Genomic DNA, 17,914 nt, shown 5'->3' on the forward strand with positions numbered 1-17,914 from the left:
TTGCTCTGCACCTACATATGCACCGGGGTGTCTGTGGCAGGTGTCGCATCGGCGGGTGCAGAGCAAAGGGTGCGAGCACTGTGACCGGCGGCCGCCTCGGCAGCGGCTCGCAGGAACTCGATCGACCGGGCGGCCACGGCGGGTGCGGCGTGCGAGTCGCGGGGTAGTTCCACCGCGACCAGCCCGCGATAGCCGGCCGCCGCCAGGGCCGCCAGCACCGGCGGGAAGTCGATCTCACCGACGCCGAATTCCAGGTGTTCGTGCACGCCCCGACGCATGTCGTCGATCTGCACGTTGACCAGGTGTGCGGCCACCTCGGTGACGCACTGCGGCACCGGCCACGGCTCCAGGCAGCGACAGTGGCCGATGTCGAGGGTGATGCCGAACCGGGCCGGGTCACCGAGCGCGGCGCGCAGCCGACGCCAGTCGGCGATGTCCTGCACGAGCATGCCCGGCTCCGGCTCGAAGCCGAGGGTGACGCCAGCGGTGTCGGCCGCGTCGACGACTGTGGCGCAGCCGGCCACCAGCCGGTCCCAGGCGCACTGCGGAGACACCGACTCGGGCCGGACACCGGCCCAGAACGACACCGCCTCGGCGCCCAGGTCCGCGCCGATCCGGACGGCCCGGCGCAGGAACTCGATCCGCCGGGTCGGGTCGTCGTGCAGCAACGTCGGCGCGTGCTTGTGCCACGGGTCGAGCAGGTACCGGGCCCCGGTCTCGATCACCACCGCGAGCCCCAGCTCGTGCAACCGGCGGCTGACGGCGGCCACCCGACGGGGGAGGCCGGGCGCGAACGGGTCCAGGTAGTCGTGGTCCAGGGTGAGCGCCACCCCGACGTAGCCGAGATCGGCGATGACGGCGAGCGCGTCGTCGAGGCGGTGGTTGTTGAAGCCGTTCGTCCCGTACCCGAGCCGCAGCGTGGTGGCATCGCCGGCCGGCAGGCCCGGCGGGGTGGCGCCCGCGGCCGGCGGGGCGGGCCGGGCCTGGGGAACAGTCATGTCGGGGAGACCTTCCGGGCCAACCGTCGGCCCAGCGGCGCGGCCGCCGCGACGGCCAACCCGAGCAGGCCGGCTCCACCCCGAGCGGTCAACGCACCCTGGAGGGCGGGCAGGCCGGTGATCCCCGCGCCGACGGCGGCGCGGATCCGACCGGCCGACGGGTCACGGACCACCTCGACCTGGGCCGCCCCGTAGCGGGCCGCGTACCACCCGGCCAGCACGGCGGGCAGCACGGCGGGCAGCACGGCCGCGACACCGGCCGGCCGGGACCGCTCGGGGTGCGCGGCGGACGGGTCGTCCGGTCGTCGGATGATCGCGCGTCGGGTGGCCGGGACGGCGGCACTGGCGGCGACCACAGCCGTGCCCGCGAGGGTGCGCATGGGCAGGGTGGCCTCGGCTCCGCTGACCTCGCGGCGGGACAGCGCGGTCACCGTCCAGGTGTGCGCGGCGACCGTCGCCGCCGCCGGTAACGCCCGGGTCAGCCGACCGCCGGATGCGCCGAGCAGCACGTCCAACCCTCGACAGGCGGCCATCACGGCCGGGCCGGCGGCGGTGTTCTTGGCCAGCAGGTCGTACCCCCAGATGGTGGCGGCCAGCGGCACGGCGAGCGCGGCGGCGCGGCGACCGCCCACGGCGGCGGCCAGGCCCACGCCCGCGGCCGTGAGGCCCGCGGCGAGACCGACCGCGGCGGCCGGGGTGACCCGCCCGCTGGGGATGGGCCGCTCAGGGCGTTCCTCGGCGTCCAGGCCACGGTCGGCCCAGTCGTTGGCGGCCATCCCGGCCCAGTAGAGCAGCACCGAGGCGCCGGCCAGGGCAGGGGTACGCGGACCCAACGCCCCGGCCGCCGCCGCTCCGGCGACCACGTCACCGGGCACCGAGAGCGCGGCCGGTGCCCGGACCAGCTCGGCGAGGTCAGCCAACGTTGTCATGGTCACCGTTCCCACCGGCGTGCAGGTGTCTGGTGAAGTCGGTCAACCGGGCCCACTGCTCGCCCAGCGAGTGGGTGGGCGCGCCGATCGGGTCCTTGAAGAAGAACCCCAGCTCGGCCAGCGGGCCCACCCGCCCGGCGGCGTGCGCGGCGGCGGTGAGCCGGGCCAGGTCCAGCACCAGCGGCGCGGCCAGCGCGGAGTCGCAGCCATGCCAGGTGAACTCCATCCGCATGCCGGTGCCGAGGAAGCCGGCGAAGGTGATCAGATCCCAGGCGGTCTTGAAGTCGCCCAACTCCTCGACGTACTCGATGCGCGTGCCGCCCTGCGGGACGTAGCCCAGCGTCTCGCCGAGCACCCGCTGCTTGCTCTGCACCTTCGCCGCGTTCGCGGCCGGGTCGGCCAGAGTGGCGCCGTCGCCACCACCGAGCAGGTTGAACCCGGACCAGGAGCGCACGTCCAGGTTGCGCATCGCGAACATCGGCGCGAGCACCGACTTGACCAGCGTCTCCCCGGTCTTGCCGTCGTGCCCCGCGTACGGCAGGCCGGCCTCTTCGGCCAGCGCCGCCAGGGCGGGCAGCCGCAGCCCGGTGGACGGGGTGAAGTCGACGTACGGACAACCGGCCAGCAGCGCCGCGTACGCGTAGAGGGAGCTGACCGGCAGCACGTCGTCCGGCCCGGCGAGGGCCGCTCGCAGTGCGGCCGGGTCGGCGTGCCCGGGGTGCGGCTGCGGGGCCGGCTCGGTGGCGGAGACGTTGACCACCACCACCCGGTCCAGCTCGTGCCGCTCGCGGAAGCCAGTCAGGTCGCGGACCACCGCCTCGGCCCGGTCGGCCTGGGTGTCGCCGACCGGAGCGGGGCGCAGCTCCTGCTCGACCACGCCCAACTCGTCGCGGAGCGCGGCGACCAGCCGCCACGGGATGACGCCGGCGTCGGCGAGGGTCTCGGCGCGCTTGCACAGCGGGGTGGTGGCCAGGTCGTGACCGCCGAAGACGAGGTCGGCGAAGCCCGGCAGAGCGGGGCCTCGCAGCTCGGGGAGCTCGGTGACGCAGCCGGTCGGTCCGGCCAGGCCGGCCCGCAGCGCGAGCCCTCCGACGATGCTGGTGGTCGCGACGGATCCGCGCGCTCCTACCAGCCAGACACCTGTTCGCATGGTGCTCCTTCCCCGTTCACGAGGAACCGTCGGTACCACTAAATATAGGAATATCAGAATATCTTTCGGAAAGATACGGCCTTGGTCGAGGGGCCCCGTCCGCCCTCCCCGCACCGGATCGGCACCGGTTTCCGACGTCGGCGTCGGCGGCGACGACGCCGGACCGGATTCCGGCCCGGGTACAGGCAGACGGGGCTTGGTAGACAGGGTCGGGTCGGCGTCTCGACCCTGTCTCCCCCGCATCCGACCGATCGGGGCGTTGGCATGCCCCGGTCGGGCGTCTCAGGCCGCCGCGCCCACCAGGTCACCGGACGCGCGACCCGCCGGACGTCGGCGAGTGCATGCGGTACGGGTGGGGGCAACGGCGGGCGGTCTGGTCAGGTCCTACGGATTCCACCGATGGTGGCGGTCCTCCGGTGCGGCCGGGGAATCCCGGTCCGGTCGCACCGGACGACCGTCCTGCTCGTGCGCCACCGGGCCGTCAGGCCCGGCCGCACGCTCTCCGACGCCGACCTCGTTCCGGCCGCGGGGCGCAATCCGCGGTCGGTCCTCGCCGGTCGGCTTCGGGAAGCCGGTCGGGCGACGGCGGTGCGAACACCGCCGTCGCGGATGGTCGATGGTCAGACGGTCGCCGCGGTCAGCGCCGGTTCCACCTCGGTCCAGGAGGAGCCGAGTTCCGCCGACCGGGCCACCGCGTCCAGCACGAGCTGGACCTGCAACGCGTCGGCGAACGAGGGAGTCGGGTCGACACCGGTGGCGACCGCCTCGATGAAGTCGCGCATCTCGTGCGTGAACGAGTGCTCGTAGCCGATGATGTGGCCCGGGGGCCACCACGCCGACATGTACGGGTGCTCGCCCTCGGTCACCAGGATGCGGCTGAACCCCTGTTCCGCGGTGGGCCGGGTGGCGTCGTAGAACTCCAGCTCGTTGAGCCGCTCCAGGTCGAAGACCACGCTGCCCAGCGAACCGTTGATCTCGACGCGCAGCGCGTTCTTGCGGCCGGTGGCGAACCGGCTCGCCTCGTACGTGGCCAGTGCGCCACCGTCGAGGCGGGCCACGAACACCGCGGCGTCGTCGACGGTGACCGGCCCGGTGGGCGCGCTGCCGCCGTCCACGGTGGCCGCCAGACCGCTCGACTCGGCCGGCAACGGCCGCTCCTTGACGAAGGTCTCGGTGACCGCGCTGACCCCGCTGATCCGCTGACCGGTGACGAACTGGGTCAGGTCGATGATGTGGGCACCGATGTCACCGAGCGCGCCGGAGCCCGCCCTGTCTTTCTGCAACCGCCAGACCAGCGGGAACTGCGGGTCCACGATCCAGTCCTGCAGGTACGTCGCACGGACGTGTCGAATCACCCCGAGCCGTCCGTCGGCGACCAACTGCCGCATCATCGTGACCGCGGGGACCCGGCGGTAGTTGAACCCGCACATCGACCGCACTCCGGCGGCCCGGGCGACCTCCGCCGCAGCGGTCATCGCCCGCGCCTCCTCCACCGTGTTGGCCAACGGCTTCTCGCACAGGACGTGCTTGCCGGCGGCCAACGCGGCGAGGGCGATCTCGGCGTGGCTGTCGCCCGGTGTGCACACATCGATCACGTCGATGTCGTCCCGGTTGATCAGGTCACGCCAGTCCGTGGTGTACGCCTCCCAGCCGAGTCGGTCGGCGGCGTCCGCCACCTTCGACGTGTCTCGACCGCAGATCAGCGCCATCCGGGCCCGCGCCGGCAGGTCGAACACGCGGTTCACGGTGCGCCACGCCTGTGAGTGCGCGGCGCCCATGAACGCGTAGCCGACCATGCCGACCCGCAGTTCTTTGTCTGTCGTGGACAAGGTGGGTCTCCCCCCGGTATGTCAGAACCCGAGCTTGTCGTAGCTGCTCGCGTTCTCCTTGGTGATCGTCTCGGAGGCCAGGGTCACTTCCTTGGGCACCTGGAGCTCCGTCAGGTCTCCCATGCCCCGGCCCTGCGCGATGAGCCGCGCGAGCGAGATCGCCGAGGAGGCCATCGACGGGTTGTAGGTGACCGTCGCCTTGAGCACGGTGTTGTCGGCCTTGATCGCGTCGATCGCGAGCTTGGAGCCGGCACCGCCGACCATGAAGAACTCGGACCGGTTGGCCTGCTTGATGGCCGCCAGCACGCCGATGCCCTGGTCGTCGTCGTGGTTCCAGACCGCGTCGATCTTCGGCAGCGCCTGGAGCAGCTGGGACGCCTCGCGCTGACCGCTGTCCGAGGTGAACTCCGCCGAGCGGCGGTTCCGCACCGTGAAGCCGTAGGTCGCCAGGGCGGCCTTGAAGCCTTCGCTGCGCTCGACGGTCAGCGGGATCTCCAGACCGGCGATCTCACCGATGACCGGGTTGGCGATGCCCTTGTCCTTCAGCATCTTGCCGATGAAGTGCCCGGCCGAGACGCCCATGCCGTAGTTGTCACCCTTGATGACCAGCCGCGACGCGAGCGCGTCGGGGAAGGCACGGTCGAGGTTGACGATCGGGATGCCGGCCTGCATGGCCTGGAGGGCAACGGCGTTGACCTCCTTGCCGTCGTGCGGCAGCACGACGATGATGTCCGGCTTCTGGGCGATCAGGGTGCCGAGCGTGGAGCGCTGGGCCTCGGAGTTCGACCCACCGTCGACCTCCTTGAACTCCACGTCCGAGTACGCCGCCGCCTGGGCCTTGGCGTTGGCGTGGATGGCGCCCATCCAGCCGTGGTCGGCGGCCGGCGCGGAGAAGCCGATGACGACCTTCTTGCCGGGGGCGTTGTTGCCCTCGCCGCCGCCCGCGGCCTTGGTCTGGGTGCTGGCGGCCGGAGTCTCGTTGCTGGTGCAGGCGGTCAGCAGGGTGGCAGCGCCGACTGCGGCTCCGCCGAAGAGCAACCGGCGGCGCGACAGGTCGCGACTGTGCTGGGTCATGAACGACCTCCTGGAAGCGGTATCTGACTGATTGAGGGTGTGCGGGGCCCTGCCCACGTCGAAAGTTTCGACGTGGCCAGGGACAGCGGTGCGGTGCGTCAGGCGGTGGTGACCCTGTTCCGCGCGAGGAGCCGAGTGACTGACTTGTACTGGAACTGCTGGATCAGGACGGCGGCGACGATGATGCCGCCCTTGACCATGTTCTGCGCCTCGATGGAGAGGCCGTTGATGGCGAAGAGGTTCGTGATCGTGGCGAAGATGATGACGCCGAGCAGCGAGCCGACGATCGTGCCGCGACCCCCGCTGAGCAGCGTCCCGCCGATGATCGCCGCGGCGATCGCGTCCAGCTCGTACAGGTTGGCCATCGCCGCCTGCGCCGAGGTGGCCTGCGAGGTGAGCATGATGGCGGCGATGCCGCAGCAGAGACCGGAGAGCGCGTAGAGCAGCATGGTGTGCCGCCGGACGTTGATGCCGGCCAGCCGTGCCGCCTCCGGGTTGCCGCCGACGGCGATGGTCCGCCGGCCGAAGGTCGTCCGGTTGAGCAGGACCCACCCGGCCAGCACCACCGCGCCGAGGATGTAGACGAGGATCGGGATCCCGATCACCTTGCGGGCCGCGATGTCGTTGATGAAGGTGCTGCTCGACACCTGGGTCTGCTTGTTGGAGATCGACGCCGCGAGCCCGCGCGCGGCCACCAGCATCGCGAGCGTCGCGATGAAGGGGACCAACCGGCCGTACGAGATGAGCACACCGTTGACGAGGCCGACGCAGAGGCCGACCACCAGGGCGGTGAAGATCATGCCGCCGGCGCCGAAGTTCTGGGTGGCGACGGTGGTGCACCAGACGCCGGCCAGCGCGACGATCGCACCCACCGACAGGTCGATGCCGCCGCCGATGATCACGAAGGTCATCCCGACGGTGACCACGCCGACGACCGAGGCGAGCTGGAGGATGGCCAGGACGTTGTTCCACACCCAGTTCGGGTCGCCGTACAGGTCCGGCTTCGTGATCGCGCCGACCACGATGAGCGCGACCAGCACACCGATCAGACCGAGGTTGCGCTTGGCGCCGTCGCCGCCGTCCCCGCGCCACCAGGAGAGCCGGCCCGAGGTTGCCTTGTCGCTGGCCACCGCCGTCTCCGCCGGGTCCACCGGCGGCGACTGTGCCGGAAGCTGCGGGCGCTCCGGTGTCGCGGTGGGAGTGGGAGTCGCGTCGCTCATGCCGGTGCGCCTTCCATCAAGGACCCCGCCATCACGAGGTCGAGCACAGTGTTCTCGTCGAGTTCGCCGGCCGCGGCTTCGCGGACGACCCGCCCCTCCCGCATCACCAGCACCCGGTCGGCCAGACCCAGCACCTCGGGCACCTCGCTGGAGACCAGCAACACCCCGACGCCCTGCGCGGCCAACGACCGGATGACCTGGTAGAGCTCAGCCCGGGCGCCCACGTCCACGCCCCGGGTGGGCTCGTCCAGCAGCAACAGCTTGGTGCCGCCGAGCAGCCACCGCCCGACCACCACCTTCTGCTGGTTACCGCCGGACAGCGTGCGTACCGGCCGGTCGACGTCCCGGGGCCGCAGCTCCAGGGTCTCCGCGATCCGGTCCGCCTCGGCGCGTTCCTTGGCGGCGTCGGTGAAACCGAGCCGCGCGTACCGGCCGAAGGTGGCCAGCGTGACGTTGCGGTAGATCGGTTCACCGAGCAGCAACGCCTGGCTCTTGCGTTCCTCCGGGGCCATCCCCATGCCGGCTCGGACCGCCGAGCCGACGCCGGGGCGCAGCACCTTCCCGTTCATCCGGACCTGACCGGCATCCGGGAGGCGGGCACCGTAGATCGTCTCCAGCAGTTCGGAGCGACCGGAGCCGACCAGCCCCGCGATGCCGACGATCTCCCCGGCCCGCACGTTCAGCGAGACGTCGGCGAACTCACCGGTGCGGGTCAACCCCTCCACCTGGAGCAGGTCGTCGCCCGCGGTGTCGTCGGTCGGCCGGTCCGGGAAGACGTACTCGATGGTCCGCCCGGTCATCCGGCTGACCAGGTCGCGGGTCGGGGTGTCGCGGGCCGGCAGGTTGGCCGCCGTGGTCCGGCCGTCCTTGAGTACGGTGACCCGGTCCCCGATCTCGCGGATCTCCTCCAGCCGGTGCGAGATGTAGATGACGGCGATGCCCTGCGCGGTCAGCTCCCGGATGATCCGGAACAGGTTGCCGACCTCGTCGTGGGCCAGCACCGCGCTCGGCTCGTCCATGATGATCAGTCGAGCCTCGTGCGACAGCGCCCGGGCCATGCTGACGATCTGCTTGCCCGCCGCCGGCAACGACCGGACCATCCGCCCCGGCGGGATCTCGGCGTGACCGAGCCGGCTGAGGATCTGCCTGGTGTGCCGGGCCATCCGGCCGCGCTGAACGAACCCGAGGTTGCGGTACTCGTGGCCGAGGAAGGCGTTCTCCGCCACCGACAGGTCCTCGACGAGGTCGAGCTCCTGGTAGATGGTGGCGATGCCGGCCTTCATGGCGGCCTGCGGGTTGGCGAACGTCGCCGGTTCCCCGCGCCACTCCACCTGCCCCGAATCCGGTTGGTGCACCCCGGCGAGCACCTTGATCAGGGTGGATTTGCCCGCGCCGTTCTGCCCGAGCAGGCAGTGCACCTCGCCGGCACGCACCTCCAGCTGCACGCCGTCGAGCGCGCGTACGCCGGGGAAGGTCTTGACCAGATCGGTGAGGCGCAGGACCACCTCGCCCGCGACGGTGTCGGCGGGAGCCTCGACCAGCGGGGCCTCGGCGACGGCCTCGGCCGACGCGGTGGCGGCTGCGGCGGCCTCGGCCGACGCGGTGGCGGGGTCATCCTCGGGCAGAGCCACAGTCTCCTCCTCGCTCACGACAGGATCTCGGTCAACTTCATGCGGCTTCCGCGAAGGCGACGTCGCTGGCCAGCACTGCCGCTCCGGCGACGCCGGCTCGACCACCGAGCTCGGACAGCACGACGGGCAGGTTGCCGGTGGCCAACGGCAGCGAACGGCGGTAGACCACGCTGCGGATCTCGGCGAGCAGGATGTGCCCGAGCTGGGCCAGCCCGCCGCCGATCACGATCATCGACGGATTGGTGAAGCTGACCAGGCCGGCGAGCACACCACCGACCCGCCGTCCGCCGTCACGGATCAGCTGGATGCAGGTCACGTCACCCTCGACGGCACCCTCGGCGACGTCGAGGGCGGTCACCACACCACGCAGGGCCATCCGCTCGGCCAACGCCGGTGACGCCCCGCTGCGGGCCGCGGCCGTGGCCTCCTTGGCCAACGCGGCACCGCTGAACAGCGCCTCCAGGCAGCCGACGTTGCCGCACGAACACATCGGACCGTGCGAGTCGACCTGAATGTGGCCGATGTCGCCGGCGCAACCGTCGGTGCCCCGGTAGACGTCGCCGGTGAGGTAGATGCCGCACCCGATGCCGGTGCCGATCTTCACGAAGAGGAAGTCGTCCACCGAGTGGGCGACTCCACCGTGGCGCTCACCGATCGCCATGATGTTGACGTCGTTGTCGACCACCGCCGGGCAGCCGTGCTCCCGGCTGAGCAGCTCGCGAACGGGGTGCCGGTCCCAGCCCGGCATGATCGGCGGCGACACCGGAACGCCGTCGCGGAAGCTGACCGGACCGGGTACGCCGATGCCGACCGCGTCCAACCGCTCGTACGCCCCGTCGACCCGGGCCTTGTGCAGCAACTCGTTGACCCGTTGCAGGGTCACCTTCGGACCGTTACGGATGTCGGCCGCCTCGCCGTAGTGAGCCACCGGTTCGAGGCGACCGTTGACCACCTCGATGTCCATCGAGCTGGCACCGAGGTCGACGGCGGCGAAGCGCAGCTTCGGGTTCAGCTCGACCAGCGTCGAGCGACGGCCACCCCGGGAGGCGGCGAGCCCCGCCTCGGCGACGTAACCCAGGGCGACCAGACGGTCCAGCTCGGCGAGCATGCGCGGGCGCGGCATCTGCAGTCGGTCGCCCAGCTCGGCCCGCGACACGGCTCCCTCGTCGCGGAGCAACCGCAACAGTCGCACGTGTAGGGGGTCGACCGTTCGCACCGAGAGCCGCCTCTGCATTGGCATCGTTCACATCGACGCAATGCCGATGTGTTGTGTCCGACACAGTAGAAGCGCTCGCATCAGCTGTCCAGAGCTTCGGCTGTTCCGGCGCTAACTTTTGCTCAAACGGACAGAAGTTTTGGTCGTGCTTGCGGAGGACGGATCGACGACGCCGTGCGTCAGCCCTGTCCGCCCCGCGCCCTCGCGCCCCGCGCCCTCGCGCCCCGCGCCCTCGCGCCCCGCGCCCCGCGCCCCGCGCCCCGCGCCCCGCGCCCCGCGCCCCGCGCCCCGCGCCCCGCGCCCCGCGCCCCGCGCCCCGCGCCCCGCGCCCCGCGCCCCGCGCCCCGCGCCCCGCGCCCCGCGCCCCGCGCCCCGCGCCCCGCGCCCCGCGCCCCGCGCCCCGCGCCCCGCGCCCCGCGCCCCGCGCCCCGCGCCCCGCGCCCCGCGCCAAGATCGTGCAACATCCTGGAAGTAGGGGTGTCGACGCGCCGGGAGACCACTACATCCAGGATGTTGCACGATCATGAGCGCCGGCCCCACCCGAGAGCGCAGAATCCGCCGGGAAGATCCGCGCAGGATCGGGGAAAGTGCTGCCTCCCAGCGCGTGGAGGCAGCAACATCCCCGATACTGCGCGGATCTTGAGGACGAGCAGTCGGCGCAGGCGCGGGCAGGGCGGGCAGGTCTCAACCCAGCGCGGGTCGGGCGAATCCGATGGGGTCAGCTCGGGCGGAACTCCAGCGGTGCCGGGCGCTCTCGCGGCGTCGGCGCCAAACCCTGCTCAAGCAGCTAATACGCCAGCGGAGGGCCTGCTGAACAGCCCGTGTCCAGCACCACAACAATTGCAAAGGACGTTGACAGTCATCAACGTGACCGATAGCGTCCCTGGACATCGACAGCCCACGGGGTCGAATCGCGCACCGCAAATCTCCTATCGCGATGAAACGCCGTTCTGTCGTGCCCGAAAACCCCGACGGGAAGGACCCCAATGAATCGACCGACGCGATTTATCGCGGCCGTGTCCGCAGCGACCTTCTTCGCTTTCCTGGTGCCATCGGCGGCCCAGGCAGCGCCGGAATCGACGGGCTCCGCCGTCGCGTCAGCGGCCGCCGCGCCCGTCCAGCAGGCCGCTTCCAACCCCGCTGGCTCGGACTTCGCCCCGCTCGGAAACTGCACCGCCGGCATTTTCTGCGGTGAGGTGAAGAACCGGCTGGGCCGATCCGTGAAGCTCTCGGGCAACTGGCCGACCAACAGCAAGACGATGTGGTTGCCGGCTGGCCAGGGCAGCGCATCCGACTCGTCGTATTACTACGACTTCCGTGACACCGACGGTTTCCAGGTGCCCAGCGGCTACATTTATTACGACAGCGTGGGCAACAAATACTACCCCGGTTGGCACAAGGTGAACGACCTCCAGGAAGTCACCCTCAACGGCTGGTGCCTCACCTCAGCCTGTAGCTGACGGTCGGCTCCACAATGCACTTCCCTGGCTGCCGGTTCCAGCATGGTTCCGGCAGCCAGGGAAGCATCATGTCAGTCGACCGAACCTCGCTGGTTGCGCTTCTTGCGGAGCTTGCGGTCGTCACGCAGTTCGACGTACGGCTCGTCGTCGGCGGCGTGCCCCGCCGCGATGGCTCGACCGCGCTCCAACTCGGCGTCGAACTCGGCGCCCAGCAGGATCGCGATGTTGCTGAGCCACAGCCAGACCAAGAAGATGATCACGCCGGCCAGCGTCCCGTACGTCTTGTCGTACGACCCGAAGTTGCTCACGTAGAACGCGAACAGCCCGGAGATCACCAGCCAGATCACCACCGCCAGCACACCGCCCGGGCTGACCCAGCGGAAACCACCGTGGCGCGCGTTCGGCGAAGCCCAGTAGAGGATCGCGAACATCAGGCTGACCAGGACCAACAGCACCGGCCACTTGGCGATGTCCCACACCGCGACCGCCGTCGAGCCGACCCCGATCACGTCGCCGACCGACTCGGCCAGGCGACCGGTGAACACCACGATCACCGCGCTGGCCAACAGCAGCACCCCGATCACCGCCGTCACGCCGAGCCGGATCGGCAGCGTCTTCCAGATCGGCCGCCCCTCCGGCACGTCGTAGATCGTGTTCGAGGCGCGCATGAACGCGCCGACGTAGCCGGAGGCGGACCAGAACGCCGCCACCAGACCGATGATCGCCGCGATGCTGGCCAGGCCACCGTTGTCGGCGGCACCGATCGCGTCGGTGATGATCTTCCGGATGCTGTCTTCGGGCACCGCCTGGTTGACAGTGTCCGTGACGCCCTGGGTGGCGCTCTCGCCGAGCAGGCCGAGGATCGAGATCAGCACCAGCAGGCCGGGGAAGATGGACAACACCCCGTAGTAGGTGAGCGCCGCCGCCCAGTCGGTCAGACTGTCGTCCTGGAACTCGCTGATCGTCCGACGCAGGGCCGCCTTCCATCCACTGCCGGGCAGGTCGGTGGGGCTGTCCGGGCCCGCGTCGGGACCGACCGGCGCGCTGGCGGGAGCACGCTCCCGCTGGGCGGGAGACTCGTTCGAGGCCATCGCCCCTCCTCATCGTCGGCGGTTTCACCTCCGGACATGCCCCGTCGACGGTCGCCCGTAACCCCTACCGGTAGAGCGACCTGCCCATCCGGCGCGAGGCCACCAGCAGGCCGACCGCCATCACCACCAGCAGGTAGAGCACGTCGAGCAGCCAGAGCCACCCGCCGCTGCCCAACGTGACCCCACGGATCAGGTGCACCGAGCGGTAGAGCGGAGTGATCTCGACCAGCCAGCGCAGCACCGTCGGGTAGGCCTGCGCCGGCACGAAGGTGCCGGAGAACAGGAAGAGGGTGAACTGGGCGGAGCCGACCAGGTCGAAATCCTGCCAGCTCCGCATGAGCGTGGAGATCGCCATGCCGAGCGCCCCGAACGCGAACCCGACCAGCACCGCCGCCGGCAGAGCGGTCAGCGCCCGGGTCACGCTGGTCAGATCCAGAGCGACCATCACCCCGAGGAACGCGGCCGAGTAGGCGCTGCCCCGCAGCATCGCCCAACCCAACTCGCCGACGGCGATCTCGAACGGCCGTACCGGGGTGGCGATCATACCGTCGTACAGCTTCATGTATTTCATCTTGCCGAAGAAGTTGAACGTGGTCTCCGCGAGCGCGCCGGTCATCGCCGAGGAGGCGAGCATCGCCGGGGCCACGAACGCGGCGTACGAGACCAGCCGCCCATCGGGCAGCGGCAGATCGCCGACCAGCGCGCCGACGCCCACCCCGATGGAGAGCAGGTAGAGCAACGGCTCCACGAAGCCGGAGAGCAGCAGCAGCCAGTAGACCGACTTCAGCGCCGCGACGTTGCGCTCGACCACTGACGCCGACCGCCGGGACGCGGCGGAGACGTCGACCAGCCGGGGCAGGATCAGCGTTACCACGACAAACCTTCCTAGACGACGAGCTTGCGACGGAACGCGCGCACCGCCAACAACCAACCGGCGCCGGCCCAGGCGCCCAGGTAGAGCACGTGCCCGACGATCGACCACTGCGGGGCGACACCCAACGTGGCCGCGCGGCACAGGTCCACGGCGTGCCACAGCGGCGTCACGTACGCCAGCCACCGCAGCGCGTCAGGCAACGACTCGACCGGGAAGAACACCCCGGCGAAGAGCGTCATCGGGATGACCGCGAACCGGAACAGCATCGCCAGCCAGCTGTCGCTCGACACCGACGCGGCGTACGCGAAGGTCGGCGCGGCGACGGCCAGCGCGAGCACCGCCACGACCGGCAGGGTGGCCACCGCCCACGGCGACCGCAACGCTCCGAACAGCCCGGTGACCAGCAGGAACGCCGCGATCGTGGTGAGCACCCGGAACAGCACGAAGGCCAGGTGCCCGGCCACGATGTCGCCCACCCGCAGCGGTGAGGCGGCCTGCGAGAAGTAGGTCTTGACCCACTGGAAGTTGCTGAACACCGGCCAGGTGGAATCGCCGACGGTCACCTGGAGCGCGGTCGAGGCGATCAGACCGGGCACCAACCAGTCGACGTAACGCACCCCGCCGACACCCTGGTCGATGTAGGCCCCGACGCCCAGCCCGAAGCCGAGGACCGTCAGCACCGGCAACAGGAAGGAGGAGAACACCCCCGCCCGCCAGGTGCGCCGCAGACCGACCAGGTAGTGCTCGAACACCGCGTACGCCGGCACCCACGGGAACCGCGTCGACCCCGCCACACTCACACGACCCACCCCGCCCACCGCGCCGGCCATCACGACCTGTCTACCCCGGGGTACGACAGACCGCCGGTCACCCTACGGCTACGCAGTCGACGCGTCTCCCGGGTTTCGCCGACCTCGACCGGCGCGCCGACCGTGCTCGACGCTCAACGCACGACGCACGACGCACGACGCGCCCGCAGCCTTGATCGACTCGGTTCGCCGGAAGTCGGGGTATCAATCGCCGCCGGATGCCCCGTTCTCCTGAAATCCGAGTCGATCAGCGGACCGACGCGCAGTCGTCGGGCTCGCCCACATGTCAGCCGGGTCTTCGGTGGCGCCACACCTTGCTCGCGGCGCGTCGTCGTGACGATCCACTCCACATCGGCGATCAGGCGGTATCGCCGCGCCCGGACACCCCCATATCGCCGACCTGGAGTCGATCACACCCGGCGGACGGAATCGGACCCGACGAACGTGCGCCACGCCTCGGGCGTGAAGACCAGCACCGGCCCGGCCGGGTCCTTGGAATCCCGGACGGCCACCAGCCCAGACAGATTGTCGGCAACCTCCACACAGTTACCGCCGTCCGGGCCACTACGAGTGCTCCTGCGCCACCAGGCACCGGTCAAATCCATGTCTCCGCCACTTCTGCCATGAGATCAAGGGACTGCCCGTGCGATAGTGCCTCACCCCGGATCGACTCCCATACCTCGACCATCTGACGCACGTAATCGGATCGGTCGATGACCTGCCCGTGACGCTGGCCGGCGAGGTAGACAAGGTCCTCTCCCTGCGCCGAGCTAGCGATCACGAAAGGCCCTCCGAGCCCAGCGTAAGCACCAGCGGAGGTCGGCACTACCTGGATTCGGACCCGGGGGATCGTCGAGCCAAGTTTCACGAGGTGTTGGATCTGCTCGCGCATGACTTCCGGCCCGCCGACGGTTCGGCGCAGCACGTGCTCGTCGATCACGGCCGTGAGCAGCGGTGGTCGGTCACGGGCGAGCAGCGCCTGCCGGTCCAGCCTGGTCGTCACCTGTTGCTCGATCTCGTCCGGCGCGAACAGCCCGCCGCCGGTCAGTAGGGCGCGCGCGTAGCCCTCGGTCTGCAACAAACCTGGCACACAAAGCGGCTCGAACGAGCGCAGGGCGGTGGTTTCCTGTTCGATGCCGGCCCAGTCGCGGAACCACGGTACGACGGTCTCGCGGCTGATCCGCCGTTGGATGCGCTCGAACCGTCCGTCGGCCTGGAACACGGCGTCACACCGTCGCGCGAAGTCCAGACTCGGTCGACGCTCGGACGTCTCCACCTTGGCGACCAGCGCACCCGAGTAGCTCAGCGCGTCGGCGAGCCCTGCCTGCGACATGCCGCTGGAGGCTCGGGCCAGCCGCAGTTCCTCCGCGAAGTGCTCCAGCATGGACGAACTCTCCACGGACAACCTCCGTACATCTTCATACCGTGCCGGACCGCCCGACGTACGCGCTGGCCGTCGACATGCGGAACCTCCCACCGTAGTCGCGGGATCACCAGACTGTCACCCAGCGGAACCGCTCACGGGATCGGACGGCGGGCGGAACCAGGCCGGGAGCGCCCCGGGACCCCCGGTCCGGGGCGCTCCCACCCACCGATGGAGGTTCCTTCGCGCGACTCACCTGGTCGGCTCATGACGGTGGCGGGCAGTGATGCCCCGCTACCGCCCGCACGTGGCGGCACGCCCGTCCTGGCGGTGCCGGGCCTGCGGTGCCGCGTGGCCGTGCTCGCCCGCCCGCCTGTCGTTACTCGGTGAGTATCGCGACAACCGCACCGGCCTGCTCATCTACCTCGCCGCGTTGCTGGACGAAGCGGCCGGGGATCTGCCTGGACACGAACCGCTGACCGACCGATTCGTCACCTGGGCCAGAGCCCGTTGAGCGGTGCTCGTCGGCCTTCGGTCAGGCCGGTCGGTACGCGCGGACCAGCGCCTGCACTGCGTAGCCGAGCAGCAGCAGTCCCGCGCCGACGCCGACCACCAGACCCGCGGAGACCGCCGAGGCGAGGCCGGTGACGAGCCCCGCCGCCGCGACCAGGCACAGCGCGACGCCGAGCGGACGAAGCAGCGGATCCCGCAGGAGCGGGGCGAGCGGGAAGAAGTGCAGGCCGACCACCAGGCAGACCAGCACCGGCACGTACTCGGACCAGCCGGCGGCGACCAGCACGGCGGCACCCAGCCCGGCGGCGGCGAACTCGGTGACGACGATGAGCAGGTACGGGCGGTCGGCTGCCCGGTCCCGGGGGCTGCCGGCACCGCGGAGTCGGGCGGCCAGCACACCTCCCAGCACGGCGCTGAGCAGTGCGGCGATGCTGCCCACCACGAGCAGGGCCCGCAGCGGCTGTTCGGCCGCCGGCACACTGAACCAGACCATCGCGAAGACGCCCAGGTAGAGAGCGGTGAGCCCGGCCTGACGTCGGTTGGCGATCACCAGTTCGGACATGAAACCCCCATGGTCGGGTTGCGGCTCGTGTTTCCAGCCGAGCGTGATCGTTGGCAGGTCAGCGGTGTGACACACCGGAGGACGTACGGCTGAGCTGCCACCAATCCCTTGTGGACGGTCAGTCGACCAGGGTGCGACCGGTCAGGTGCAGGAAGACGTCCTCCAGGCCGCTGCGCCGCACCAGCACGTTGGCCGGATTGAGCCCCAACGCGGTGACCTCGGCGACCGCCGAGTCACCGTCGGACACGTAGAGCAGGACGCGGTCGGGCAGCACCTCCACCCGCTCCCCCAGCCCGGCGAGCTTGCCCGCGAACGGCTCCTGCGACTCGGCGGCGAAACGCAGCTCGACCACCTCACGGGTGGAGTGCTGCTCGATCAGCGCGCGCGGTGAGCCCTCCGCGACGATGCGCCCGCCGTCCATCACCACCAGCCGGTCGCAGAGCTGCTCCGCCTCGTCCATGTAGTGCGTGGTCAGCACCAGCGTCACGCCCTGCTGCTTGAGCCGGAACAGCCGCTCCCACACCAAATGCCGCGCCTGCGGGTCGAGCCCGGTGGTCGGCTCGTCCAGCAGCACGATCTCCGGGTCGTTGACCAGGGCACGGGCGATGGTCAGCCGCCGCTTCATCCCGCCGGACAACGGCTCGACCTTGCTGTCGGCCCGCTCGGTGAGCTGGACGAAGTCGAGCAGCTCAGCCGCCCGCTCCCGGGCGGCCCGGCGGGAGATGCCGAAGTAGCGGGCGTAGACGGTCAGGTTCTCCCGGACGGTCAGCTCCGGATCGAGATTGTCCAACTGTGGGCACACACCGAGACGCGCCCGGATCGCCGGGCCGTCAGCCACCGGATCGAGGCCGAGGATGCGCAGCTCACCGGCCGTGGGCGGCGAGACGCAGCCGACCATCCGCATGGTGGAGGACTTGCCGGCGCCGTTGGGCCCGAGGAAACCGAACGCCTCACCCGAGAGCACCTCGACGTCGATGCCGTCCACCGCGGTGAAGTCACCGAACCGCTTCACCAGCCCACGAGCCTGAATCAGTGGTCGCCTCGAAGTCACCGCCCGACCCTAACCGCCGGGTCCGACAGCCCTCCACGCAAATATCCGCCCACGACCAGCCGACCGCGCACCACCGCCGCCGCACCGCCCTCGGCGGACCGCGCGGCCGAAACGCCGATCAATGCCCCACCCGGCGACCGATCG

17 protein-coding genes are annotated in these 17,914 nt (G+C 70.7%); 2 read left to right on the plus strand and 15 right to left on the minus strand.

What is annotated here, in order from left to right:
* Positions 1-11 precede the first annotated feature (11 nt).
* The 8 genes from O7616_RS29140 to O7616_RS29175 all read right to left on the minus strand — a co-directional run bounded on the left by O7616_RS29140 (position 12) and on the right by O7616_RS29175 (position 10,047).
* Positions 12-998, minus strand: a complete 987-nt coding sequence (locus O7616_RS29140; RefSeq protein WP_282304885.1) for a sugar phosphate isomerase/epimerase family protein — start codon at positions 996-998, stop codon at positions 12-14.
* The gene (locus tag O7616_RS29145; RefSeq protein WP_282304886.1) at positions 995-1,927 is read right to left on the minus strand and encodes an SCO3242 family prenyltransferase; all 933 of its coding nucleotides are present in this window, start codon (positions 1,925-1,927) and stop codon (positions 995-997) included. Before O7616_RS29145 ends, O7616_RS29140 begins: the two co-directional genes overlap by 4 nt.
* Positions 1,911-3,077, minus strand: a complete 1,167-nt coding sequence (locus O7616_RS29150; RefSeq protein ID WP_282304887.1) for an inositol-3-phosphate synthase — start codon at positions 3,075-3,077, stop codon at positions 1,911-1,913. Before O7616_RS29150 ends, O7616_RS29145 begins: the two co-directional genes overlap by 17 nt.
* A 620-nt stretch (positions 3,078-3,697) precedes the next feature.
* Complete coding sequence (locus tag O7616_RS29155; protein ID WP_282304888.1) at positions 3,698-4,906, minus strand: Gfo/Idh/MocA family oxidoreductase; 1,209 nt, start codon at positions 4,904-4,906, stop codon at positions 3,698-3,700.
* A gap of 21 nt (positions 4,907-4,927) precedes the next feature.
* Positions 4,928-5,980 (minus strand): substrate-binding domain-containing protein, encoded by a 1,053-nt coding sequence (locus tag O7616_RS29160; protein ID WP_282304889.1) that lies wholly within the window; start codon positions 5,978-5,980, stop codon positions 4,928-4,930.
* 98 nt (positions 5,981-6,078) lie between these two features.
* A complete protein-coding gene (locus O7616_RS29165) occupies positions 6,079-7,200 on the minus strand; it encodes an ABC transporter permease (protein WP_282304891.1) in 1,122 nt (373 codons plus the stop codon).
* Complete coding sequence (locus O7616_RS29170; RefSeq protein WP_282307765.1) at positions 7,197-8,705, minus strand: sugar ABC transporter ATP-binding protein; 1,509 nt, start codon at positions 8,703-8,705, stop codon at positions 7,197-7,199. Before O7616_RS29170 ends, O7616_RS29165 begins: the two co-directional genes overlap by 4 nt.
* Positions 8,706-8,868: 163 nt before the next feature.
* Complete coding sequence (locus O7616_RS29175; RefSeq protein ID WP_282304892.1) at positions 8,869-10,047, minus strand: ROK family protein; 1,179 nt, start codon at positions 10,045-10,047, stop codon at positions 8,869-8,871.
* Between the two features lie 986 nt (positions 10,048-11,033).
* Here O7616_RS29175 and O7616_RS29180 point away from each other — a divergent pair.
* Positions 11,034-11,507, plus strand: coding sequence for a hypothetical protein (locus O7616_RS29180; RefSeq protein WP_282257196.1), 474 nt, complete (start codon positions 11,034-11,036; stop codon positions 11,505-11,507).
* Positions 11,508-11,578: 71 nt separating this feature from the next.
* Here O7616_RS29180 and O7616_RS29185 read toward each other — a convergent pair whose 3' ends face one another.
* From O7616_RS29185 to O7616_RS29205, 5 genes are all read right to left on the minus strand, one after another.
* Positions 11,579-12,598 (minus strand): YihY/virulence factor BrkB family protein, encoded by a 1,020-nt coding sequence (locus tag O7616_RS29185; protein ID WP_282304893.1) that lies wholly within the window; start codon positions 12,596-12,598, stop codon positions 11,579-11,581.
* A 64-nt stretch (positions 12,599-12,662) separates the two neighbouring features.
* The gene (locus tag O7616_RS29190; RefSeq protein WP_282304894.1) at positions 12,663-13,472 is read right to left on the minus strand and encodes an ABC transporter permease; all 810 of its coding nucleotides are present in this window, start codon (positions 13,470-13,472) and stop codon (positions 12,663-12,665) included.
* Between the two features lie 11 nt (positions 13,473-13,483).
* Positions 13,484-14,281 (minus strand): ABC transporter permease, encoded by a 798-nt coding sequence (locus tag O7616_RS29195; RefSeq protein WP_282304895.1) that lies wholly within the window; start codon positions 14,279-14,281, stop codon positions 13,484-13,486.
* Positions 14,282-14,691: 410 nt separating this feature from the next.
* Positions 14,692-14,886, minus strand: coding sequence for a DUF397 domain-containing protein (locus O7616_RS29200; RefSeq protein WP_282304896.1), 195 nt, complete (start codon positions 14,884-14,886; stop codon positions 14,692-14,694).
* Complete coding sequence (locus O7616_RS29205; protein ID WP_282257191.1) at positions 14,877-15,665, minus strand: helix-turn-helix transcriptional regulator; 789 nt, start codon at positions 15,663-15,665, stop codon at positions 14,877-14,879. Before O7616_RS29205 ends, O7616_RS29200 begins: the two co-directional genes overlap by 10 nt.
* A gap of 265 nt (positions 15,666-15,930) precedes the next feature.
* Here O7616_RS29205 and O7616_RS29210 point away from each other — a divergent pair, with 265 nt between their 5' ends.
* Complete coding sequence (locus O7616_RS29210) at positions 15,931-16,158, plus strand: flavin reductase (RefSeq protein WP_282304897.1); 228 nt, start codon at positions 15,931-15,933, stop codon at positions 16,156-16,158.
* Between the two features lie 21 nt (positions 16,159-16,179).
* On the opposite strand, the gene O7616_RS29215 is transcribed toward O7616_RS29210, so the two are convergent.
* Both O7616_RS29215 and O7616_RS29220 read right to left on the minus strand, forming a co-directional pair.
* Positions 16,180-16,719 carry a hypothetical protein gene (locus tag O7616_RS29215; protein ID WP_282304898.1) on the minus strand — a complete coding sequence of 180 codons (540 nt, stop codon included), beginning with the start codon at positions 16,717-16,719 and terminating at the stop codon, positions 16,180-16,182.
* Positions 16,720-16,837: 118 nt separating this feature from the next.
* The gene (locus O7616_RS29220) at positions 16,838-17,770 is read right to left on the minus strand and encodes an ATP-binding cassette domain-containing protein (RefSeq protein WP_282304899.1); all 933 of its coding nucleotides are present in this window, start codon (positions 17,768-17,770) and stop codon (positions 16,838-16,840) included.
* Positions 17,771-17,914 lie beyond the last annotated feature (144 nt).

It is taken from the genome of Micromonospora sp. WMMD964 (assembly GCF_029581455.1).
Classification (GTDB): Bacteria; Actinomycetota; Actinomycetes; order Mycobacteriales; family Micromonosporaceae; genus Micromonospora.